The sequence below is a fragment of the Robertmurraya massiliosenegalensis JC6 genome (assembly GCF_000311725.1).
Taxonomy (GTDB): domain Bacteria; phylum Bacillota; class Bacilli; order Bacillales; family Cytobacillaceae; genus Robertmurraya; species Robertmurraya massiliosenegalensis.
The window spans coordinates 15,373-39,902 of sequence record NZ_HE978512.1; the positions used below are offsets into that span (position 1 = coordinate 15,373).

The window sequence follows — 24,530 nt, forward strand, 5'->3', positions numbered from 1 at the left end:
CATTAAGCTGTTATTTTTTCCTTTTTGTCTATATTGGATTGTGTTGACTCTTCAATGTATTTAGCAATCAAAGCACCAATTAATAATGAACACAATGGAGCACTTATATTAAAAATCGAGATATTAGAAAAGGCAATTAAATAAGCAAATGCTGTGCTAATTTTCATGGATGGTTTTGAAAAACTTTGATGCAGACTATTTCCGAATACTCCAAGAAGTGAAAACCCGACAATAATCGAAATAAAATCCTTGGGCAACATTTGTATGAACGGAATTAATCTCCACGAAAACAGACCAAATCCTAATAGTAAAATACCTGTCACAACCGCACCCATATACCTTTTTTCCCTTGGTCCTGCCTCTTCACCCGAACAGATAACTGTAGCCATTCCTGCTACGTTAGCCGACTGACCTCCAAAAAAGGCTGATAGGATCGAGAACAATCCACCCACAGAAATGAGTTTATTTATAGAGGTTCGGTAGTTGTTTTGTGCTAATGCCCCAATCGCAACTGCAGCATCATTACTTAAAATAAGAAGAGCGAGTGGTATAGAAACAGAAAGAAAGCTAACTGTATTGAACTCTGGCATTTGAAACTGTGGAGTAAATAATTCTGAAGTAGAACCGTGACTACTCAATGGATAAAACACAATTAGTGTAATAAAACCGACTAAAATTGCTCCTATCACAGGTGGAACCCTTGTCTTCCATCTATTTAATAGAAAGAATGTAACCAGAGAAGCGCCTCCAACTAGCACTAACTGGTTAATAGAGCTGACGAAATCCACCATGTATTTTGTAATCATACCCGCTAACATAGCAGAAATTATTTCCTTAGGTACTAAATTGATTAATCTTGAAAAGAGACCTGTATACCCAATAATTAACATTATTAAACCTGAAACAAAATAAGCACCAATTAATTGATTAAAAGTAAACTGAGAGGTCATAGTTGCAAGAAAAGCAACTCCTGTTAACGTATGTCCTCCTACAATTGGGATTCTGTAATATAATGGAAGAATAATTCCCAATATTCCTCCAAAGACATACACAGAAAACATCCATAATAGTATCTGTTCATTCGTATATAAACCGTTTGAGGCGGCCTCTAATATTAAAGCAGAAGGTCCTGTAATAACAAAAACGCCAGCAATAACCCCACATGAAATATTCTTACTATTTATATCCCTTATGAAAAATAAACCCTTCTCCAATTTGTTTTGTTCAGTACTCCTATTCATATATAATCCCCTTTATTAAAATAGGCCAGCCTTACAAAGGATTTTACATTCTACTAGTATCTTACTTTGGGTAAAACTCTCCTTATATTACATGATAATGCAATGTAATCTTTTCATCTCCATCCATTTGAACACCTTTATTGCCATCCATTTATTAATTAAAGAATCTAAAAGAAAAAATGGCCTTACTCAACGAGAGTAAAGCCAAGAATGGACCATATTAAGGTTTATTTACTGCCAGTTAGGTGAATGTGATAATTCTACTAAAGCCATGATTACATTGAACATAAACAGTGCAATAACTATTGGTGCAAAAAGTAATGCATTTTTTCCTAATCTTAATCTAATAACAGCTACATAATATCCGCAAAAAAACAAAACAATACAAGCAGCGATGAGCATAGTAAGTAAAACAATGTACATAGAAATCACCACTCTCCAAATTTCAAGAAAACCTAATAAAATATTAAAATAGAAATTACTAGAACTTGATAAGAATATCTTAAACTTTCCTTTACTTCTTCCACTCAATAATGCCCTTTTTTTCCTCATTAACTTCTAACTTAAAAACATCAGGTCTAGCGTAATGACCAACTACGTCAAAATCGAATTGGCTATAGGCAATTTGTTTTAAATCGAGGTCTGCAAGAATAATTTCTTCCTTTCCCCAAACAGGTTCAGCCACATAATCTCCAAGCGGTCCCACAATCGTACTCCCTCCGTTAGACATGACTTCTGGAGCGGAGTCCAAATCACCATAACAAGCTAAATCTGTTGGATACATTTCCTTAGTTACGAATTGATTACATGATAAAACAAAGCATCTACCCTCCATCGCAATGTGGCGAATAGTAGACTGCCAAGATTCCCTTGCATCTGCAGTTGGTGCAATATAGAGCTGAATTCCTTGAGCATACATCGCAGCTCTAGCTAAAGGCATATAGTTCTCCCAACATATTAGTGCACCAATTTTTCCATATGGAGTTTTGAATACAGGCAAAGTGCTCCCATCACCTTCACCCCAAACAATTCGCTCAGCAGCAGTTGGTTTTAATTTGCGATGTTTACCCATGAGAGAACCATCAGGTCCAATAAAAATTACCGAACAGTATAGTGTGCCTCCACTATATTCTTGATCTCGTTCAGTTACACCCATTATAAGGTATACTCCCGCTTCTCGGGCTGCTTCCCCAAGTTGTTCCGTTTCCTCTCCAGGAACAGTTATTGAGTTCTCCCAATATCTGTACCAGTCTTTCCTACCCTCTTCCGTTCGGTTTCCTATTACTGTACCAAAAGATAACCCTCTAGGGTAAGCTGGAATAAAAGCCTCAGGAAATACGACAATTTGAGCACCACTTTCCCCAGCACTTTTTATTAAACTGACTGCTTTTTCAATAGTAGCATCACGGTTCATAATTATCGGTGCTGCCTGAATAACTGCAACTCTTACACTTTCATTCATAAAAAGCCCTCCTAATAGACAATCAGTCGTCATAGAACACGCAAAAGAGTTTTTAAAAAAATAGAATCGTCAAACTATAAGCCAAATATTTTTACTGCAGAACTAGTACCTATCCTTGAAGCGCCCGTATCAACCATTAATTTTATATCATCCTGATTACGGACACCACCTGATGCTTTGACCCCTACCTTTGGCCCTACCACCTTTCTCATTAGGGATACATCTTCAGCAGTTGCTCCGTGCAAAGAAAATCCCGTTGATGTCTTAACATAGTCCGCACCAGCATTTACAGATATTTCACATGCTCGTATTTTTTCTTCATTAGTTAGAAGACACGCTTCAATAATAACTTTCACTAACGCCTTTCCTTTTGCAACTTTCACAACAGAACAAATATCCTTTTCCACTAAGGCATAATTTCGATCTTTTAATGCACCAATATTAATTACGGTATCAATTTCTGTAGCCCCATTTTCTATTGCATTTTTTGCCTCGAAAGCCTTAGTTTCTGGCGTGTTAGCTCCTAGTGGAAATCCTATAACCGTACACACATTCACATCAGATTCTTGTAATAACTTAGCTGATAAGCTAACCCAAACAGGATTTACACATACAGAAGCAAAACCAAATTGCTTTGCTTCCATACATAAGCTGTAAATTTCCTTTTCGGTGGTATCCGGTAAAAGGAGGGTATGATCAATCAATTCTAAATAGTTCATTTCACTCACCATTCCAATCTATTTAATTGCTAAATGCTCTTTAATTACACGTAGTTGTTTTAGTTCAACATCTTCTGCCCCTTGTACAGGTAGACCAGCTTCGATATTTTTTTGTGTATATACTAGGTTCTCCTGGGTAATTATTTCTCCCGGGATGAAGATAGGAATTCCAGGAGGGTAAACCATCACAAATTCTGCAATGATTCTTCCAACTGACTCTTCAAAAGGAATCACTTCTGTTTCGGAATAAAAAGCATCTCGTGGTGTAACCGCTAATGAGGGTATTTCAGGCAATAAAACCGAACTATCGATATCTTTATTCACAAGATGTTTATACTCTTTTGATAGTTCCGTTAGAGCATGCAAGAGTGTTTCCAAATCATCTTGAGAATCCCCAGGAGTAATTATACATAGAATGTTATACAAATCAGATAATTCTACTTCAATATTAAATCGATGTCGTAACCACTTTTCTACATGATACCCAGTAATTCCAAGCTCCTTAACCGAAATAAGCAGCTTAGTTGGATCCATAGAAACAGCAGCACTAGAATCTAGTACTTCTTTTCCCATACAATATAAATGATCAATCTTATTAATTCTTAAACGGGTTAAATCTGCTTTACGAATAGTTTCTTCAAGTAAAGCTTGCCCTTCAGTCGCTAAGGACTTTCTAGCAACATCTAGAGACGCCAATAATAAATATGAGGTAGAAGTTGTAGTAAGCATACTTAAAACAGACTGTACTCTCTTAGGAGATACCAACTTTCCACGTAAGTTTAGTATTGAGCTTTGTGTAAGAGATCCCCCTAATTTATGAACACTTGTAGCTGCCAGGTCTGCACCCGCTTCCATAGCTGACAATGGCAAGTCATGATGAAAATGAATATGAGCACCATGTGCTTCGTCAACAAGTACCGGAATACCCCTTGAATGTGCAATATTTACGATTTTCCTTAGGTCTCCCGATACACCATAATACGTTGGATTGATAACCAGAACTGCTTTAGTATCTGGATGAAGCTTTAATGCCCTATCAATAGAATCTGGTGTAATACCATGAGAGATTCCAAAGCTGGAATCTACTTCGGGATGAATAAAAATAGGAATTGCACCTGAGAAAACAATGGCACTCATAATTGATTTATGAACATTTCTAGGAACTAGAATTTTATCCCCAGGTTCACATACAGACATAATCATAGCCATAATAGCTCCACTTGTTCCCTGGACTGAAAAGAAAGTATAATCTGCCCCGAAAGCTTTAGCAGCTAATGTTTGAGATTGTTTAATTATCCCTTTTGGCAGATGTAAATCATCTAGAGGTCCTATATTAATTAAATCGATTGATAATGCATTATCTCCTATAAATTCCCTAAACTCAGGTGCCATACCATTACCTTTTTTATGTCCAGGAATATGAAATTGGATGGGATTATTTTCCGCATGTTTTACTAAGGCTGTAAATAATGGAGTATTAAATTGGGTATCCAATTTTCTCACGTTGATGGTCGGTTAAAGCCTTCCAACTTTTCCAATCAATTTTTCTAAAATCGATTAGACTGTACCATCCTTCTAGTGTTTCTGTTGCATTAGACATTATATTAAACTCCCTCTTTTAATAGATCTTGTATACCTTGGTGAATGAATTCAAAAAGTTCCTCTAAGTACTCTTCTTCAACCGAAGAAAAGGCTATTCGTAAATCTGTAGAATTTATTGATACAGTACCTACTCCATACTCATTTAATAAATGAATTCTTAATTCCTCCGCATTAACTTTTAAAAGTTTTAGGCACATAAAATAACCTGAGTTAAAGGGATAAAAATTCCAACTCCGCTTATATCTTTCTCTTCTTACAATTTCCTTTACACGTTTCGCTCTTTTCTTCATAACATTATATTTTTCGAGTTTTTCTTTTTCAAACTCACTAGATTGTAATGAATGTAAAATTATCGTCTGAGAAAGATGGGAACTACTAGAAATAGTCCCACGTATTAGACCTTTGGTTTTTTGCTCTAATGCTTCAAGAATAGTCTTATTTTCTGCTGCAAAGGTTATAAACCCTACACGTAAACCCCAAACATAATTTTCCTTAGTTGCCCCGTCAATTTTTATAGTCAATATCCTAGGGTGCAAACCAGCTATTTTTCCAAAAAGAGACTCCTGAATAGAGTTTTCATAAAATAGTCCAAAGTATGCATCATCTAGAATCAAGACTATATTTATACCAGCATTTGCGCCTTCTAATAGTGCTGAAATAATTCCTTCGACTTCCCTACCATAAGGAGTATAACCAGTAGGGTTATTAGGAAAATTAAGAACCACTACTGCCTTGCCAGAATCCTTTTGTCCCATTACGCATTGTCTAAAAGCCGAAATATGAAACTCATCATCTTCATTAAATAGTGGAAAGGTTTTAAGTACTCCTCCCCTTCGGATATGAAATATAGTTTGGTAATTTCCCCAATACTTATCTGGCACAATAATGGAATCATTTTGATCTACGAACATATCTGCTGTTGTACTTAAACCATGTGTAAGCGCATTGGTGACAATTGGATCTCCCATCGTTTTACTTTGTAAAGATGGATTTTCCCTTAGGAGCTTTTTCTTCCATTCATTACGTAATTTCTGTTTTCCTGAAGGTGGTGCATATGGATATATATCTTCAGGTGAGTAGTCATTTAGATTCTTTTGTATATGTTTAAAATGCATAGGATGTTTTTTATCTGTAGCTATTCCAATAGTCGCATTAAATCGAGTAGCCAATTTGCTGGCTTCAGCACTCTGACTTAAAATACCCTTTGGATAATACAAATTTCTACCTAATTCAGATAACATTTGATAAACATTAGGGTTATATTTGAGAATGGTTTCATTTAATTGTCTTGCTATCTCATTCATATACTATCTCCCCTGATGCTTTTTCCAACTTCTGCAAAATACGACAAACTGCTTCTATCAAGATTTCATTTTCCTCTCTTGTACCTATAGAGATACGAAGATAATTAGGAATCCCCCAAATTTCACCATGCCGTACGATTACTCCGTTTAAAAGAAGTTGTTCATATACTTCTCTCGCATTAGATCCAAAATCAACGAGTATGAAGTTACTCATACTTTCCACATACCTTAATCCTTGTTCACTTAGTGCTTTATATAATTGCTCTCGACCAGATGAATTAACTTCAATTGATTCGTAGACATGCTCGTTATCCGTTATTGCAGCAGTTGCTGCGGCAAGGGCTAAACTATTAACATTAAAAGGTTCTTTCACTCGAATAATATCTTGAATAATAGATTCATTTGCTACACCAAAACCAACTCTCACACCAGCTAGTCCAAAAATTTTTGAAAATGTTTGCAATACAATAATGGGGTATCCATCGCGAACAAATTCTAAGCCAGCCGAATAATCTTGATTGGTGGCAAAGTGGCTATAGGCACTATCAAACACAACTAATATTGTTTTAGGGACTGAATTTAAGAGCTCTACTAACCTTAGTTTGGATAGATAAGTCCCCGTAGGATTATTAGGAGAACATATATATATCAATTTCGTATTTTCAGTAATTGCTGTGAGAATAGAATCTAAACTAAATTGGAAATTTTCATCAAGGGGAACATGAATGACTTTAGCACCCATTAAATGTGCACCAAATTCATACTCACTAAAAGATGGGAATGGTACTATAATTTCATCTCCCTCTTCTAGAAAAGTTTCAGATATGAGAGTAATTAACTCATCTGCCCCATTGGTTACTATTAATTGATTTGAAGAGATTGAAAGATTGTTAGCGATGGCACTTTTCAAATCCGCTCCATGCGCATCGGGGTATCGATTAAGACCAAATAATATGTTTCTAATTGCTTCAACAGCCTTTGGTGAAGGACCTAAGGGGTTTTCGTTCGAAGCTAATTTGATTACTTTGTCTATTCCTAATTCTTGCTGTACTTCCCACAAAGGCTTGCCTGGTGTATATGGTATAATTCGATCCAGTACTTTTCTCTTCTTAATTCCATTACCGTTACTCACCTTCAAATCATCTCCAATCAGGTACTTTCTTAAAAGTCTGTAAAAAGTTTGTGAAAAAAGTAATATTATTATTATTATTGTGAATCAATTCACACAATTAACCATAATCTTGTTATTAAACCCATTTCTATCATAAAGAATTTTAACTTTTTTTAATCATCCACTTCAGCGGTTTTTTTCCCACCCAATTAAGAAAAAAAAGAGAACCTTGAAGTAAATCAAGATTCTCCACTTATCTTGTAGAATTTAATGCCTCAGCAAACCTTTTTATCCCATTATGAATTGTTTCCTCATTCTCACGAGCAAAAGTAAATCGAACATAACTTTTTCTCGAACCCATCGTAGACCCAGGAACGTAAATTACCCCTTTCTTAATCGAGTTTTCTAATAGTTTCATTTCATCTACATCTCTCTTTATTCTACACCATATATGGATACCGCCTTCAGGAATGGCGAATTCTACCTGGTCATTCAAAAAATATTTAAGGCTTGTGACAATTTGATTTCGCCGTTTTTCTAATTCCTTTACTAGTTCTTTGATATGATTATTAAAAAATTCTGATTCAATAAAGTCATTAGCAATCCATTGGGTGAAACTAGCATGTCCGAAGTCAATTTGTTGTTTGGCATCTGATAACCTTTCAATCACCGATTTTGGTCCAATTATCCAGCCGATTCTAAGACCAGAAGCAACGACTTTGGATAATGAACTAATATATAGAACATTTCCGTGAACATCCAATGATTTTAATGTTGGAATAGCCTCTCCTTTAAAAGACGTTAAACTGTAGGGATCGTCTTCAACTACTGGAATTCCATGTTCAGAAGAAATTTCTAATATTGTTTTAAGCTGGCTTTCTTTTAACAAAGTACCTGTTGGATTTTGAAAAGCCGGATTTAGAAATATCATTCTAATACGATGTTTCTTATGTAGTTCTAACAACTCGTTAGGGTCCACACCATTTTGATTAACAGGTAAAAAATATGTTTTTAGCCCTGCCGATTTAAAAATGGGTAAATTATAATGATAGGAAGGGTCTTCAATAACCACTGAATCACCAGGCTTTAATAAACATTGAACGACTAAATGTAATGCTTGTTGAGCTCCTGATGTAATAAGAATGGATGAAGGATTTGTATCTATATTCCGGAAGTTCTCCACATGCCTTGTAATTGTTTTTCTTAAAATTGAATTACCTTGAGGATGGTCGTACCCAAGTCTCCCAATAAAAGAGCGAGTAGATGTAATTTCCCTTAAAGACATCATAGGAAAAAGATCCTCTGATAATTCCCCACTTGCCAAATTAATTAATTTTTGCTCTTCCATCTCTTTACGTAATCTTTGTGTGACAGGTAAATTAGGTAAAAACGAACCTGCTTCTATATATCTATTCCAGCTAGGAATACGTTTTTTTGTTATACCCCATATATCCTTACTAACAGTGGTGCCACTCCCTCGATTTCGTTGAATCAAACCATTTGACTCTAGTTCATCATAAGCGGACACAATCGTACTTCTATTTACATTAAGCTCCTTAGCTAAGTATCTCTCCGAGGGTAGTGGTTTATCGGGTGGAAAGGTACCATCTGCAATTCCATTTTCAATGATTTCAGCAATTTGTCTATAGATTGGCTTTTTTGATTTCCTATCAAGATTCCATTCCATTTATTTGCAGTCCTTTTATGAAAGTATTTTAGTAGTGCTCCCAAGTTATAGTGAAGCTTAGCTTAACACCTCTTCTGGCCAACATAACTTTGAGCCAAATCCCTAATTAAGGTGACTGTTGGCTTCTAATTTTTCTTTTTATTATTGGTTATTTATTACTCAAAAAACTAGTTAATCTATAATGGATATGCTTATATATCATTAATTGAGATTTATGTACAAACCTAATGCAATTAAAGACAATAGTATAACCACTACATAAATTAGAGTTAGATTTGTTGTGTTTTTTCTAGTGGATTCGCTATATTTTTCATCACTCTTTCTTGTAATCATCAGGGTCCCGACCAAAGCTATAATTAGAATGACCAAGACCAAAACTATCGCAATATACATACTCCACCTCTTTAAGCCAAATTTATAATAATTCTTTAACTTTTAATTATAAATTACATTCACAGTTTTTCACCGGTCCAATATTGAATATATATAACCAACCACTTTTTAAAATTCCCCTATTTCCTCTACTTCTAATCTGAAGAAAGGAAGTTAATCCTGGATTCTTGAACCTAGAGAGACAGCAATGCGTCCACAAATTTTTTTTTTACTTTTTGAATAATTTGTGACATATTTCACATTTTATTGCCTTTTTATTTTTGTGTAATTATTATAGAAACCAATTGTGAATCAGTTAACATTTAAACCCATTCTACTTTGCTTAAGGAAAGGAGCTTATGATGATAAAAAAATGGTCTCATTTTACACTCATTTTTACTATTGTCACAATGCTAACAGGATGCGAACCTTTATTAGTTTTAGACCCTAAAGGACCTCAAGCTGAAAGGCAAGCTCGTGATATTCTGTTATCAATTGGAATTATGTCAGTTGTCGTTATAGTTGTGTTTGCCATATTGATTTATATCCTAGTAAAATATCGAGATTCGAAACAAAATGATGATTATGAACCTCCTCACATTGAAGGTAATCCTTGGGTAGAGGTTATCTGTGTTGGGATTCCAGTCTTGATCGTTGCCTACTTGTCATTTGTATCTGTTCAAAGTAACTATATTGTTGAATCGGTACCACAAGGAACCGAAAACCAAGAACCATTAGTTATTTATGCTTCCTCCTCTGATTGGAAATGGCACTTTAGTTACCCGGAAGAAGGGATTGAAACAGTTAACTACGTGAATATCCCTACTAACCGACCACTTGAATTTAGACTTTACTCATACGGGCCAATTACAAGTTTTTGGATACCACAGCTTGGTGGACAAAAATATGCAATGTCTGACATGCTCACCACTTTACATCTAGCTGCAGATGAAACAGGTGAATTTATGGGACGTAATGCAAACTTCAGTGGGAAAGGATTTGCAGAAAATACCTTTCAAGTTGAGGCAATGTCCCAAAATGATTTTAGTAAATGGATAGAGGAAGTTAAAGAGAGAGCTAATCCTCTAACTGAGGAAAAGTTTCGTGAGCTATTAAAACCAGGTCATGTTGGCCGTTCGACATACGTTGGGACTCATTTAGAGTTTATGCCTCCTCCAGGTAAACATAGTGACCATTATAAAAAGTCAGTTGATTCCGACCAAGATTCACATCAAGACCATAGTAATCATTAAGTTTGAGAATTACATGTAAACATTATATTTACCGAAAGGAGTTTTTAATCGGATGAAATTTTTCGAACGCTTTGCTATACCTCATCCTAGTCCCGCAATCTATGCATCGATGATTGCTATCGGACTAACTGTTATAGCTATTATCTTTGGATTAACATATACCAAGAAATGGGGCTATTTATGGCGTGAATGGTTAACCACCGTTGACCATAAGCGAATTGGAATCATGTACCTAATTTCAGCATTACTGATGCTTTTTCGTGGTGGAGTAGATGCTATCATGATGAGAGCACAACTTGCTGTCCCTGATAATACTTTGCTAGATTCGCAACATTATAATGAGGTGTTTACCACTCATGGTGTAGTCATGCTCATGTTTATGGCAATGCCGTTTATATTTGCCTTTATGAACTACCTTGTTCCACTACAAATTGGAGCTCGAGATGTAGCATTTCCAAGATTAAATGCAATAAGTTTCTGGCTTTTCTTTATGGGCGCAATGTTATTTAATATTTCTTTTATAATCGGCGGTTCCCCCGATGCAGGATGGACTTCATACTTTCCACTTGCTGGTAACGAATTTAGTAAATCAGTTGGAACGAACTATTATATGATATCTTTACAAATTTCTGGGCTTGGTTCATTAATGACAGGGATTAACATGATAACGACAATTTTTAAAATGAGAGCCCTTGGTATGACTTTAATGAAAATGCCGATGTTTACATGGTCCACATTAGTGGCAAATGTCATTATTGTTGCAGTGTTTCCAGTTTTAACTGTTGCACTTGCAATGGGAACAATGGATCGACTTTTTGGCACAAACTTTTTTACTACAGTAAATGGTGGTATGGATATGTTATGGGCTAACCTCTTCTGGGTCTGGGGACACCCTGAAGTCTATATTTTAATTTTGCCCGCTTTCGGATTATATAGTGAAATTATTTCAACATTCTCAAGCCGGAATTTATATGGATATACGTCAATGGTAGTTTCCATGGTAAGCATCTCACTTCTTTCATGCTTGGTTTGGGCTCACCACTTTTTTACAATGGGACAAGGGGCAGCATCAAACAGCTTCTTTTCCATAACCACAATGGCAATTGCTGTGCCAACAGGAGTAAAAATTTTTAACTGGTTGTTCACAATGTGGAAAGGCCGTATTCGTTTTAATGTTCCAATGTTATATTCAATTGGCTTTATACCATTGTTCACCATAGGTGGAGTAACTGGAGTTATGCTTGCGATGTCGGCTGCTGATTACCAATATCATAATACGATGTTCCTAGTAGCTCACTTCCATAATACGATTATACCGGGTGTTGTTTTTGCAATGTTAGCTGGACTCACCTATTATTGGCCAAAAATGTTTGGGTTTATGTTAAATGAAAAAATTGGAAAATGGGCATTCTGGTTCCTTTCCATTGGTTTTGTCTTGGCATTCTTCCCGATGTACCTTTCTGGGTTAGATGGACAGGCACGTCGTATGTACACTTACTCAGAAAGTACAGGATTTGGAACAATGAATATGATTTCATTTGTCGGAGCAGGATTAATGGCATTGAGCTTTGCTTTAATTGTATACAATATTTACTATAGTGTTCGATACTCTCCAAGAAATATTAGTAGTGATCCATGGAATGCTCGGTCACTAGAATGGGCAACCCACACACCAGTACCAGAATATAATTTCGCCTTGGCACCACATGTAAATTCCGATCAAGCTTTTTGGGATTTTAAAAAGAATGGGCATGCGTTATTTGAAGGTAGCGTAGAGAAAATTCATTTACCCAATAATAGTGGTTTACCATTCGTCATGAGTACAATTTTCTTTGTTTGGGGCTTTGCATTTGTCTTTGCTATTTGGCCTCTTGTTATATTGTCAACAATCGGCATTTTTGCCTGCATGACATACCGCTCATTCGAAAAAGACCATGGGCGTTATATTTCGGTATCTGAAATTAAAGATACAGAAAAGAAATTAGGAGGTATGAAATTATGAACCTAGAAAGCTCTCAACCTCTTGAATATAGTACGAACCAAAATCAATATAATATATTTGGCTTCTGGATTTTCCTTGGAGCTGAAATCATGCTATTTGCAACATTATTTACGTCCTATTTTACTTTAGAGCATCGGACTGGTACTGGTCCTACAGGCGCAGAAATTTTTGATATCACCCCGGTATTGATTGAGACATTTATACTATTAACTAGTAGTTTCACTATTGGTCTAGCTGTTCACGCCATGCGCCTTGGTAGACAAAAGGCAATGTTAGCTTTCTTCGGGATTACGTTGCTTCTTGGTTCAGCCTTCTTAGGTGTTGAAATCTACGAATTCGTTCACTATGTTCATATAGGTGCAGGTTTGCAGACAAGTGCCTTTACAGCAATATTATTGACTACATTAGGAACCCACGGTGCGCACGTTACATTCGGTTTAGTTTGGGGAATAATTATTATCCTTCAAATAAAAAATAGTGGGTTAACTGCAGAAAACGCTGGTAAAACATTTATTTTTTCATTGTATTGGCATTTCTTAGATGTTGTTTGGATCTTCATTTTTAGCTTCATCTATTTGAAAGGATTGATGTAAAATGAATGAATTATTTCCGCGTAAGCAAGTATTGGGCTTTGTTTTTTCATTAGTTCTTACTTTTGTTGCTCTTACTGTGTATCTTTTTAATCTATCATTTGCTGTTGGTATCACAATTTTGATTATCACAGCACTTGTTCAGGCCACCCTTCAGTTAGTTGTCTTTATGCATGCAGGTGAAACGGAGGATAAAGTTGCCATTTATACCAACGTTTATTTCATGGTGTTAATTGCGCTCATTACTATTTTTGGTACATTGTTTATATTCCTTTGGGATATGTAAATAGATTTATAAATACCTAAATTTAATAGAATTCTATATACTAATTACAGACAATACAGTTCCATCACTGCTATATTATTACCAGTAGTTAAGATGGAAAATAACACTTGTTAGCAATACGTTGACCAATAAGAAAAATTAAACACTTTTAAATATAAAAAATCCTAATCACTCCGTGTTTTTATCAATGAACTGCCCCGTAAATGTTAGACACCATTCTAGCGTTTACGGGGTTTTTTATGGCCAAAATTACAGCTAGAGAAAGAATACAAATTGTTTTACTTATGTACATGAGAACGAGTCTATCAAGGCGATTGCGCAGGAAGCAAAAGTATCCCTTAGTATTGTAAGTGGATGGATTCGACTTTACAAACAACAAGGTATAGAAGCTTTTCAAAAAAAATATAAAAGCTACTCTTTACAGTTTAAAATTGATGTACTGAATTATATGAATGAAACGGGTACATCATCTTACGATGCTGCTACTATATTCAACATTTCATCTCCTAGACTTATACGATATTGGAGAAGTAAATTTGAATAAGTTGGAATTGATGCCCTAATACAAAAAAAGGAGCGTCCACCAGTGAAAAAGAAAGCAAAGAAAATCGATTTAAAAAGACAAGTACCTGCAGAAGGGTCAGTGGAAGCACTACAAGAGAAATCTACCAATTAGAACTTTCCATATACCCAGCCTGAACAGCTATTGCTGGAGACAGGTGATTTAATGTTTTCTAATCATATAATTCATTACACTAACCAGTTACGGTCTGGCTTACCTTCTCTTCCATTGAGTCTATATACGCAAATCTCATCATTGTAAACTATTATTCCAAAACAATTCCACTAAATCCATCTCCAATAATCCCCATATCATTCACGTCTAGTAGAAATTTTGATTGATTTTAACTCATCTTTGACTCACACTTCCAACAATTCTCTAGTTTCAACTTCAACACTAAATCCTATACTTTTTAACTTTTCCACCAAGTCCTTAGAAAAATCTTCAACCTTGGACTTTTCAATAAAAATAGTTAAATTGCTTCTTGCTCTTGAACACCCTACATAAAAAAGCTTATAAGCAGAAAGAACTCCATATACAGAACTTTCTTTAAAACATTTTTTAATATTTGTAACATTAGGTTTTAGAAGGTATTTATTATAAGAGTCTTCACACAGGTCTTTAAATATAAAATTCCCCTCAAAGTGATTGCATAATTGTTCTACCCTTGTTTTTAAGTAAGTTGCATATGTATCGTAACTTTCTTTATTTAAATCAGATATTTTGCATCCCAAATGATTAGTTGTATCTCTGATCCATTGAATATAATTATAATAGAAAGTTTCTAGGGTATCTAAAGATAGTTCCTTGATAGTCCATAGCTTCAAAAACTTATACAAATGAACTACTGGTGTTCTATAAGAGTCTTCTGCAATAAAGAATACAGTTTTATGACTTTCCCCTTTTACACCATGCTGTGTTGAGACTGTTGGATCTTTCAAATAATTTGATAGTGCTTTGAATTCACTTAGTTTTACTGCTAAAACTTCCATATATTCATTGTCTATGTTATCTATGTAGCTATTTTTAAAGATATCTAATTCCTTCAATAAATTTACAAATTCATTAATTGAGATTTCTTTTTGATAAGCGTCATATATCTTACTTAATAGTTTGCACAAATTAACTCTATCTTGGTGGCTCGTAATTGTGCCAATACTCTTATTAAATAAGTTGCGATTTGCTTTTATAAATTGAATTATACTTCCAAGATTAAATCTTTCGTAATGATCTAACACTTCACCTACTACAAAAAGCAGCTTCAAAAGGGGATCTGAATTTTCATTAGTATTATCAGATAAGACATCAGTAGCACTAAGTTGTTTTATATATGAATATCTATCCAACTTATTAAATTGCTTATATAATTCACCTGCACCAATCGAATCGAATCTTTGTTGGTTTAATAAAAATAACAATAAAGCATCCGGATAGTTTGAACACTCGCTCTTAAGCCTTTCTTTAATGTCACTGCACATTATTACTCTTGGTGGATGGTCTGGTTTTAGTTCACGGTTTCTGTCAGAGGGGTCTTGTTTGAATTCTTGATTATTATATATATTGTTTAACACAGAAATGATATCTGGTATTGACCGGTGGTTGGTTTCTAATTTTATTGTAGTATTTAGAGTTTTTAATTCTTCTTCAAACGACCCATCATAGTTCTTATATATTTGTTGCATTTTATCACCAAGAAAATAGAGGTTTGAATTAGTATTTAGGCATGCATCATAAAACATTCTTAATACACTAGAAGCTGAGTCTTGGTACTCATCGATGAAAATTAATTGATATTTTTGTGTTAGTCTCAACTTAATCTTTGGAAACTTTTCAAACACTTTTTCTGCGAATATTAGCAAACTATCGTGGGATATCCCCCCATTATAAAGGTGATTGGCAGAAGACTCGTTATAATAAATGGCGCCTATATTAGCCTTGATAACTTCTATTGATAACCCCCCGTATTTATCAATATATTTTTGATTTCTGATAGATATATACTCTTGCCCGTTGTTATTCTCTATATTTTCTCTGATTAAATCTCCAAATATTTCAAAATATAAATCCTTCATTTCATTTTTACAAAAGTAAAATCTCAAAAATTTGTAAAGAAATGAATGAATTGTACTGATGTCAATCCGTTCTTCATTTAAGCCTTTTTTTAGCTCTTCTGCTGCTCTTTTTGTATAGGTTATACAAAGTACATTGTCTTCAGGATGTTTTGTCGTATGGTTTACAATCATTGATTTTATTTTTGTTGTTTTGCCACTACCTGCTGGGGCATTAACTAGAAAGATGTTTTCTACTATTTTTGCAGCCAATCTAATCCCTCCTTAATATAATTTGGTAGCATCTTTTCTATCAGACCATTTAGAATAACAGAATACATAAAATCAGTCTTTCTATTTTCTGTATGTCTAACAATATCTCTAATACTATATTTTTCATCTATTGCTGAACCATCTTCCTTGGAATTTACAGAATTTGGAACAGTATATTTTAATTCATCTATATCTCTATTTTGGATCCAAAAATTTCTATCTTTTTTTTCTAGCACATCAAGTTTGTAAAACTTTGACAGCATAGCTTCTTCTAATGTCCGAGCATACTGCTCAACTTCCCCTTGATAACTAACAAGAGCAAGCCCCCCGAACAATTTATTCTCACCTTTTTCTTTCCATTTATATAAATCAAGTACTGTTGGAGATTTTATTCCTGTTGCCTGATTATAAAAGCTGTTAATTGTTGCATTTGTTGTTTCAGACTCTATTACAGCTCCTGCAGTTACTGCAGTTTTTTTGTAATCTAAATCAGTTAATATAAGAGTTTTAATTTGCAGAAAATTAATTACCTTACTATATTTATGTGCGTATGCACCACCCACCTGTACATATGCTATGTACTTCTGATTGAGCTCTTCATATGTATCTAAAGTTAATATCTTTCTAATAAGTAATCGTTCTGTATCACCTTCATAAAGAATAACTCTATCTGCAAAAACAATTTCAGAAAATCCGATTTCATAAAACCAATCATAAAATGTATCTAAAGTTGGATCACCACTCAAGCTTTTTTTAAATGTTGAAAAGTCATAAATTTTACTTTCCAAATTGTCCAAGGATCGTGAAACTCTAAGATTTTTCATTTCTGTTAGACGTACGATTTCCCCAGAATGAGTAGTTATTAAACCCTGTATTTTCTTTTGAAGATAGTAATCTTTTAAGTATTTTCCGAAAATTCTTTGCATTTGAGGATGCATATGTGATTCCGGCTCCTCAATAATAAAAAGGTTCACTAGTAATGGATTTATTTTTCTTTTATATGTTTCAAGCTGTAAAAGAATATAAATCATATTGCTATAACCTAACCCCTGAGAAGCCTCATTGAGAAAATAACCTTCGTACTGGTATTTAGTATTAGTTATTTGATTAAGCAGAGAGGTTATTGTTTCCTCATTAATATCTACATCAAGAACCAAACTTCCCGTATTTCCTCCACTTGCTTTAGCAATAGTTTTGATTGCATTGCTAAGACCTATAACAGAAGCATCTCTAACCTCATCAATAATTTTCGCATCTTGAATAGGACTGAGTATTTGATCTGGCAAGTCCTCTAGAAGAGCACTTAATTTTTCATTATGAGTTGCTAGTTGAACCATATTTTTACTTAAACTTTTAAAGTTTCCGTTATTCTGATCATCAAGCGGTCTACCTGCATTTATATATTTATAATTAAAAAGCCTTCTAAAAGCTTGTACTTCCATCTCTACTCTTTCTCTATACTTGCTATCGCTAAAGTAACACCTTTCAACAATACTTGCTTCATAAACAGACAATATTACCTCTTTAAACTGCTTAACCTTTGAAGTTGGATCATCTAAAATTTGAATTTTTTTATATCTTGCAAATAATCTTTTGAAATTATCTTCTAATGCTTGTCCAAAAGATAATCTAGTTGGCTGAAATGAATATTCAAAATAGAAGCTTCTATTATCAGGATTCAAATCCATAATAAAATCCGCAAATTTTCTAATATCCTCATTTTCACTATAATCTATTCTAAATCGTACAGATGTCGAAGGAATTATTAGATTACTGAATTGACTAGACGATTCAGTACCAAATAACTCCGTTACAATTGATTCTACTGTTGATAATTGGTCCTCTCCTTTATTAAAGCAGTATATAAAGATGTCATACACTTTATCAACCCACTGATTTGACAGTTTTACTGGAATGTCGGATATATAAAAAGGTGTTTTACCGTTTTGCATTATAGAACCTATTAAATTTATCATAGACGTCTTCCCACTATTATTAGCACCAGCTAGTAAAGTAACGTCATCAACCATTGAGAATGATTCATTTTTAAACTTTCTATAATTTTGTATGGTTATTTTTTTTAAAAGCACTACAACATCCCCTTACTGTTTATTGCAAAATAGAAGTGCAGAGCTTTGCAAGAGAAAACTGCAGAGTCCTGCACTATTTTTATAGGCAAATAGAAAAAAAGACTTGCCAGTCACCCCAAGTCCCTCTACTGTAATTGGTGTCGAATCAACTTAGAGTGGAGGATCAGAAAGGATGCTAGCAATGTCTGAAATTAATTGTATCAAACACTTAAGAAACAACAAAGGGTTATCTATTACCAAAATTCAACAAACATTAAAAATTAATTGGAGAACGGCTAAGAAGTATGCAGATAAAGACCAAATACCTACAACAAAGGTCTCTCCTAAAAAAGGGATGATGTATGAAGAAAATTGGGGAGAGATTGTATCAGATTGGCTATTTGAAGACTCTAAATTAAAAAGAAAAGAAAGAAGAACCAAGAAGAAAATGTTTGAAGAGCTGCAGGAACTAAGATTCAAAGGGTCCTATCGGACTCTATGTTATTTCATTGAAGATTGGAACAATACACACAGCCATGAAAAAGATAAAGGATACGAACGCTTAGAGCACCCGCCAGGGGAAGCACAAGTAGACTTCGGAGTAATGGGAGCAGTTCAAGATGGAGAGTTGGTAGATGTACGAGCTCTAGTTATGTCCTATCCACATAGTAATGCTGGATTTGCGGTGCCTCTTCCGTCTGAAAATCAAGAGTGCTTCCTTCATGGACTTCAGTTGTTGTTCAAACAGGCTGGCGGCGTCCCAATGAAACTGAGAATTGATAATTTAACTCCCGCAGTAAAAAAAATACGGACAAAAACAGAAGAGGTTCAACTTACTGATGAGTTCTTGGCATTTCAAAACCATTATGGCTTTGAGGTCCAAGTATGTAATCCTAGAAGTGGACATGAAAAAGGAAACGTTGAAAACAAGGTTGGTTACATTCGGTATAATTTCTTTAATAAAGCTCCCGTTATGACTAGTTTTGAGGATCTAACAGTTCAGTTGGAGAAGCAATTAATAGAAGATCGAAATCGCCTACATTATGAAAAGAACGTGTTAATAAACGAGCTTTGGCAGAATGAAAAAAAGTACTTACTTCAGTTACCAAATATAGAATACCCAGTGTTTAAAGAAGAGACCGGTAAAGTAAATAAATACAATGAAATAAAAATAGATCAAGTGCTTGTCCATGTTCCAAAAGCGTCGAATTATAGTTTGCTTTACGTTCAATTAACATGGAACACAGTCAAGGTTGTCTCACCTGACGGTGAGATTTTATTAGATGATTATCGACCATATATGAAAAAACGAAAGGCTCTTCCTTGGATGTCCATCTTAAAGACATGGATTCATAAGCCTCGTGCAGTCTCGTATTCTCGGTACAAAGATTATTTACCCGGTAGGGTTAAAGATTACTTACTTGTAGATCACTTGGCTATTAGAAGAGAGCGTTTAAAGGCAGTAGCTGGTTTACTCATTACGTATGATATGAAACGCATAAACGAGGAGTTTTATGAACTTATCGCTGAAGAAAAATTGGGAAAAGAAGAAAATCCCTACGAGATTAATTGGGAAGAATATGATTCCTTGACCTCAAAGAAGGAGATTAAGCTATGAGTAACTACCTTCGAAACAAGTGCAAATCATTGAGATTAGCATATATAGCCGAGGTCTATGAGCAAATTCCATTTGAAACAAAAGAACAATTCCTAAACGATTTATTAGATGAAGAATTAAGATTAAGAGAAACAGCAAAAGCTCATCGTCTGATTAAGAAAGCTAGATTCCTGGATAAAAAGAATTTAGAAGAATACGAATGGACAGAGCAAATTCATATGCCCTCTCACCTTAATAAAGAGGAGTTACTGCGGCTAGATTTTATAGGAAGAAAACAAAATGTCTTACTAGTTGGAACGCCAGGAACGGGAAAAACGCATCTAGCAACTGGCTTGGGCAGAAAAGCTTGTTCAATGGGATACGAAGTTGGATTTTATCGTGTCTCACATCTAGTGGAGGAATTAGAAAAGGCATTAAGATTGAACCGTCTCTCGTCATTCAGAAATAAAATTCAAAAACTAGATTTAATCATCCTAGATGAAATGGGGTATCTTCCTTTTAGTAAAGAAGGTGCTGAGCTATTATTCCAACTCATTTCAGAGTGTTACGAACAAAAGAGTCTTATTCTTACATCAAATTTAGAATTTAGTCAGTGGAACCGGATATTTGCCGATTCTAGGCTAACAGCAGCTTTAGTCGATCGTTTAATTCATCACGCACACATTATCACTTTTCAGGGGGAAAGTTACCGGCTTTCAAATGCTTTGTCTAAAAGAAGGTAATTTCCCTGGGTGGCAAAAGTCTGCATTTTTGATTGCATAATTCTGCACTTTTCTATTGCAAAATACACCTAACTACATATTTATGTAAAAAGTACTATATATTTGCCTTCCAATTTCTAAAATCTAATAATATCCTACCAATAATTTACTATATAAGGTAGATCAATACACACTAAATCTAAATAAAGTAAAAAAAGAATTAATAGACTGAATCTATTAATCCTTTTTACTACAAAACAGAATGTTTACTTTAATAATCTAGTTGTAAAAATTTGATAGTAATCACCTATTTATTTTATACTTAAATGAATTTTTACATTTTTATAAAACCTCATTTACTTATTGTACGAACCACTCCGATTAATCCAAAACAACGTCTTGGACTATTCTTCCACAATCTAGCCCGATTGTGGAAGAATAAAACATCCCACATATACAGGATGTTTAATCAAACTTTATTTTAAATAACCGTAATTTTTTACAAATAATCCTTTTTATAAAACTACATCTGTCAATTGGTATAACATTTTTTCAATAATAATTATTTCTTAATATTTTCTAATAAAAGAAAATTATAATTCGTTTAAGTATATTTTTGCCGAACCTTTTTTTAAGTATACCATTGCCACAATGGCAAAAATATCATTAAATTCACAAAAATGCGACTTTACCCATAATTTTACCAAGTGTTTACCCATATTGTTGCCAACCCTTTATACATCTACCTTTAGCAGCGCTCAATCCATAGAGTATAATTTAAATTTTTAGGTTACATCTTTCAATCCCTCAAAAAAACAGAAAATTACAACTCCCGGCAATGATATCCTTCTTATTTAAACTTTAGGCAATAATATGTGTATTTGGATTAAATTTGTCATTTTTATAAAAGACTTGTTGATTAGGCGATGTTCCGGACGCTAAAGTATCGACCTGAATTCCCGTACAAGGGATTTAAAACACTTGAGGCTGCGCGTGAATGGGCATTAAAATTTGTGAATTGGTATAACTGTGTGCATTTACATAGTGGCATCAATTTTGTGACGCCGGAGCAATGCCATAAAGGCGCCCATATTGATATCCTTGAAAAGCGCAAGGAAGTATATGAGTTAGCGAAACAAAAGCATCCAGAACGTTGGACACGTTCAACCAGAGACTGGAGTGCCCATGATTCGGTCGCTTTAAATCCTATCAAAGAAAAAGTAGAAAAGGATGAAACAAAATAGCCACACTGCGGCCAAGCTTAAAACTACCCTTTTCCTTCTCATCAAAGAACAGAATTCATTCTGTTCTTTGATGAGAAGGCCACCAAACGAAGCGCGGTAGTAACCCCGAACATTTTACACTAGCAAACAAGTGAAATGCGACAACTATCTTGACAAACACCGGAACAATTGTTCAGATATGCTCGTTATTGATTTAGATACTATGTTTTTTTCAGGATTTATAAAACTTTCAGAAGAACTATAAGATACCAAATCCCCTATAAGAACAGCTGCTCTATAGATTTCTTTACTAGACTTTAACGCTACTGGAGTATCATTTATACCTAACCAACAATAACAATGCTGACAATACCTGGAAGGGTTTTTCTTGAAAGTATTTGCATTGTCCTAGAACAATTCGGACACTTTGTTGCTAAATTTATATTGTGATTTGGGCAACATTGGACTGCTTTTATATACCATATTAGTTGATCATATATTGGTTCTTTAAATATAGGTTTTTCTTGATAACAGACTCCACACCAAGCCTTCTCTGTCCTCATTAATCCTCTTGTTGGCAGGACATTCCTCCAGTTTATCAGAGTTGTCTTTTGTAAATCAGTCCTGAAATTAAGCGTCTGAATGACATTTATAAAATCTATTGCTAGTTTACCTATTCCATTAATCCCACAGATGAGTCATAAAATCCGTTCCCTCCTCTTTCAGCAATTTCTTTAATGTATAATATATTTAATTGATGGGAAAGTAGTTTTGATATTAGTGTACCTGTCAATACACAATGATAGTTGGCTAATCGAGAAGTGTAACTAGTTAAAGATTCAACATATGGTGTACCTAATCCGAGTATAATTCCTATAAAAAGGATATTGATGTAACAAATTATTTTCGGGTACTTTAATTACAAATTACTCCCCCAAACCGTGGAGTTAATAAAATTCTCTTAGAATCGATTCTTGGTTTCTAAACCTGCACAAATTCTACACACTTTTAATGTAAACTAACTTTATATAAATAGAATCAAGGTGAAAACATTGAAAAAACTTTCTATAAAACTTGGAATCCTTTTTTTCTTGATCATTTTTGGTCTAATGACGTTCATGTTCTTCTTTTTACATATGGGAATCACCGATACAAGAGTAGAAGAGGAACTGCTGTCCTTACAAGCAAGAGGGAATTCTCATAGAGCTATTTTGGAAAAACACTTCGATAACGAAACAATTGACCACGTTGTCCTAATGGAGTCGGAGTCTACAACAGATGTTGTTATTGCCAATCAAGAAGGAAAAGTAATGGGCTCTTCCAATCCTTCTAAATCAATAGAAGAATACTTAATTGTTCCCGATGCTATTTCAAAAGAGGGGCAAGTCTTAGAAGGAAATTGGGAAGAAGAACCTTACATATCCACCATTAGCCCGGTATATGTAAATAATCAGATAACTGGTTATGTATACATGTTTGAAAATACAAAGTCCGTCCATACATTGATGAAAAGCTTAAATGAACATTTCCTCCTTGCCGGGTGGATATCAGTATTTTTCACTCTCATAATTATCATATTTCTTACAAGAGGAATTACAAAGCCCCTTATTATCATGAAGGAAGTAACCTTCCAAATCAGTAAGGGGAATTTTTCAGTTTCTTTACCCAAAACCTCAGACGACGAATTAGGTGAGTTAGCAAGGTCCATAGAAACACTTGCAACTGAGTTAAACTATTTGAAGCAACAAAGAAGTGAATTTCTTGCAAGTATCTCTCATGAACTACGAACACCATTAACCTATATCAAGGGATATGCCGATATTGTGAATAAAAGGAATCTTAGTGATGAAGATAAAAGAAAATATTTAAACATAATAGCCGAGGAAACAAACCGCTTATCAGTACTTATTAAAGAATTATTTGATTTAGCTAAAATGGATCAAAATACATTCGTCATTCATAAGGAAACGATAGATTTAAATCTTTTTTTTAAGAAAATGGAGCAAAAGCTGGCTCCCGCATTTCTTGAAAAAATGATAGAACTCAAACAAGAGTGCGAATCCAATTTATCTTTAATGGCAGATCCTTTAAAATTAGAACAAATTTTATTAAACCTATTGGACAATGCTATGAAGTATTCTTCAGAAGGTTCAAAGGTTGCATTAAAAGCATGGAAATATAAATCTTTTATACACATCACCGTTGAAGACAACGGAAAGGGAATTCCTGAAAAAGATCTACCTTACATATTTAATCGATTTTACCGTGTTGATAAAGCAAGAACTCGCTCTCTAGGAGGGAGCGGTCTTGGCCTTGCCATAGTTCAAGAACTGACCCATGCACATGGTGGAAAAATCTTTGTGACAAGCAAGGAAAATTCGGGAACAAGGTTTGAACTTATCTTTGG

General features: G+C 34.4%; 20 protein-coding genes and 1 pseudogene. 9 read left to right on the forward strand and 12 right to left on the reverse strand.

Annotated elements, in window-relative coordinates; genetic code table 11:
• Nucleotides 1–2: 2 nt before the first annotated feature.
• From BMSHG_RS06275 to pdxR, 9 genes are all read right to left on the reverse strand, one after another.
• Entirely contained in the window at nucleotides 3–1,241 is a 1,239-nt protein-coding gene (locus BMSHG_RS06275; protein WP_019153586.1) for a benzoate/H(+) symporter BenE family transporter, read from the reverse strand.
• Nucleotides 1,242–1,472: 231 nt separating this feature from the next.
• Nucleotides 1,473–1,772: a hypothetical protein gene (locus tag BMSHG_RS29015; protein ID WP_019153587.1), complete on the reverse strand. Its 300-nt coding sequence runs from the start codon at nucleotides 1,770–1,772 to the stop codon at nucleotides 1,473–1,475.
• On the reverse strand, nucleotides 1,756–2,703 hold the full coding sequence (locus BMSHG_RS06285) for a carbon-nitrogen hydrolase family protein (RefSeq protein WP_019153588.1): 948 nt from the start codon (nucleotides 2,701–2,703) through the stop codon (nucleotides 1,756–1,758). Before BMSHG_RS06285 ends, BMSHG_RS29015 begins: the two co-directional genes overlap by 17 nt.
• A 74-nt stretch (nucleotides 2,704–2,777) precedes the next feature.
• The gene (gene deoC / locus BMSHG_RS06290; RefSeq protein WP_019153589.1) at nucleotides 2,778–3,422 is read right to left on the reverse strand and encodes a deoxyribose-phosphate aldolase; all 645 of its coding nucleotides are present in this window, start codon (nucleotides 3,420–3,422) and stop codon (nucleotides 2,778–2,780) included.
• A gap of 18 nt (nucleotides 3,423–3,440) precedes the next feature.
• Nucleotides 3,441–4,916, reverse strand: coding sequence for an aminotransferase class I/II-fold pyridoxal phosphate-dependent enzyme (locus BMSHG_RS06295; RefSeq protein ID WP_019153590.1), 1,476 nt, complete (start codon nucleotides 4,914–4,916; stop codon nucleotides 3,441–3,443).
• On the reverse strand, nucleotides 4,900–5,022 hold the full coding sequence (locus BMSHG_RS29230) for a hypothetical protein (RefSeq protein WP_019153591.1): 123 nt from the start codon (nucleotides 5,020–5,022) through the stop codon (nucleotides 4,900–4,902). The genes BMSHG_RS06295 and BMSHG_RS29230 overlap by 17 nt, the downstream gene beginning before the upstream one ends.
• Nucleotides 5,023–5,026: 4 nt before the next feature.
• Nucleotides 5,027–6,328 (reverse strand): aminotransferase class I/II-fold pyridoxal phosphate-dependent enzyme, encoded by a 1,302-nt coding sequence (locus tag BMSHG_RS06305; protein ID WP_019153592.1) that lies wholly within the window; start codon nucleotides 6,326–6,328, stop codon nucleotides 5,027–5,029.
• Nucleotides 6,321–7,460 (reverse strand): histidinol-phosphate transaminase, encoded by a 1,140-nt coding sequence (gene hisC / locus BMSHG_RS06310; RefSeq protein ID WP_019153593.1) that lies wholly within the window; start codon nucleotides 7,458–7,460, stop codon nucleotides 6,321–6,323. The genes BMSHG_RS06305 and hisC overlap by 8 nt, the downstream gene beginning before the upstream one ends.
• 232 nt (nucleotides 7,461–7,692) lie before the next feature.
• Nucleotides 7,693–9,126 (reverse strand): MocR-like pyridoxine biosynthesis transcription factor PdxR, encoded by a 1,434-nt coding sequence (gene pdxR, locus BMSHG_RS06315; RefSeq protein WP_019153594.1) that lies wholly within the window; start codon nucleotides 9,124–9,126, stop codon nucleotides 7,693–7,695.
• Nucleotides 9,127–9,860: 734 nt separating this feature from the next.
• Here pdxR and qoxA point away from each other — a divergent pair.
• The 5 genes and pseudogenes from qoxA to BMSHG_RS29435 form a co-directional block, all read left to right on the forward strand.
• Nucleotides 9,861–10,751 (forward strand): cytochrome aa3 quinol oxidase subunit II, encoded by an 891-nt coding sequence (gene qoxA / locus BMSHG_RS06325; RefSeq protein WP_019153596.1) that lies wholly within the window; start codon nucleotides 9,861–9,863, stop codon nucleotides 10,749–10,751.
• Nucleotides 10,752–10,803: 52 nt separating this feature from the next.
• Nucleotides 10,804–12,753 (forward strand): cytochrome aa3 quinol oxidase subunit I, encoded by a 1,950-nt coding sequence (qoxB, locus tag BMSHG_RS06330; RefSeq protein WP_019153597.1) that lies wholly within the window; start codon nucleotides 10,804–10,806, stop codon nucleotides 12,751–12,753.
• Nucleotides 12,750–13,346 carry a cytochrome aa3 quinol oxidase subunit III gene (gene qoxC / locus BMSHG_RS06335; RefSeq protein ID WP_019153598.1) on the forward strand — a complete coding sequence of 199 codons (597 nt, stop codon included), beginning with the start codon at nucleotides 12,750–12,752 and terminating at the stop codon, nucleotides 13,344–13,346. The genes qoxB and qoxC overlap by 4 nt, the downstream gene beginning before the upstream one ends.
• 1 nt (nucleotide 13,347) lies before the next feature.
• Nucleotides 13,348–13,629, forward strand: a complete 282-nt coding sequence (gene qoxD / locus BMSHG_RS06340) for a cytochrome aa3 quinol oxidase subunit IV (protein WP_019153599.1) — start codon at nucleotides 13,348–13,350, stop codon at nucleotides 13,627–13,629.
• Between the two features lie 295 nt (nucleotides 13,630–13,924).
• A pseudogene (locus tag BMSHG_RS29435) lies at nucleotides 13,925–14,173 on the forward strand (helix-turn-helix domain-containing protein); the annotation flags it as partial.
• Between the two features lie 377 nt (nucleotides 14,174–14,550).
• Here the strand turns inward: BMSHG_RS29435 and BMSHG_RS06350 are convergent.
• The gene (locus tag BMSHG_RS06350; RefSeq protein WP_019153601.1) at nucleotides 14,551–16,512 is read right to left on the reverse strand and encodes a UvrD-helicase domain-containing protein; all 1,962 of its coding nucleotides are present in this window, start codon (nucleotides 16,510–16,512) and stop codon (nucleotides 14,551–14,553) included.
• On the reverse strand, nucleotides 16,497–18,602 hold the full coding sequence (locus BMSHG_RS06355; protein ID WP_019153602.1) for an AAA family ATPase: 2,106 nt from the start codon (nucleotides 18,600–18,602) through the stop codon (nucleotides 16,497–16,499). The genes BMSHG_RS06350 and BMSHG_RS06355 overlap by 16 nt, the downstream gene beginning before the upstream one ends.
• Nucleotides 18,603–18,774: 172 nt before the next feature.
• Here BMSHG_RS06355 and istA point away from each other — a divergent pair, with 172 nt between their 5' ends.
• The 3 genes from istA to BMSHG_RS06370 all read left to right on the forward strand — a co-directional run bounded on the left by istA (nucleotide 18,775) and on the right by BMSHG_RS06370 (nucleotide 22,144).
• Nucleotides 18,775–20,199: an IS21 family transposase gene (gene istA, locus BMSHG_RS06360; protein ID WP_019153603.1), complete on the forward strand. Its 1,425-nt coding sequence runs from the start codon at nucleotides 18,775–18,777 to the stop codon at nucleotides 20,197–20,199.
• Nucleotides 20,196–20,921 (forward strand): IS21-like element helper ATPase IstB, encoded by a 726-nt coding sequence (gene istB, locus BMSHG_RS06365; protein WP_019153604.1) that lies wholly within the window; start codon nucleotides 20,196–20,198, stop codon nucleotides 20,919–20,921. The genes istA and istB overlap by 4 nt, the downstream gene beginning before the upstream one ends.
• Before the next feature lie 905 nt (nucleotides 20,922–21,826).
• Complete coding sequence (locus BMSHG_RS06370; RefSeq protein WP_019153605.1) at nucleotides 21,827–22,144, forward strand: integrase core domain-containing protein; 318 nt, start codon at nucleotides 21,827–21,829, stop codon at nucleotides 22,142–22,144.
• Nucleotides 22,145–22,467: 323 nt separating this feature from the next.
• Here BMSHG_RS06370 and BMSHG_RS29440 read toward each other — a convergent pair whose 3' ends face one another.
• Nucleotides 22,468–22,818 (reverse strand): TniQ family protein, encoded by a 351-nt coding sequence (locus BMSHG_RS29440; RefSeq protein ID WP_083879264.1) that lies wholly within the window; start codon nucleotides 22,816–22,818, stop codon nucleotides 22,468–22,470.
• Between the two features lie 357 nt (nucleotides 22,819–23,175).
• Here BMSHG_RS29440 and BMSHG_RS25835 point away from each other — a divergent pair.
• A partial coding sequence (locus BMSHG_RS25835) for a sensor histidine kinase (protein WP_019153606.1) occupies nucleotides 23,176–24,530 on the forward strand: 1,355 nt, incomplete at its 3' end.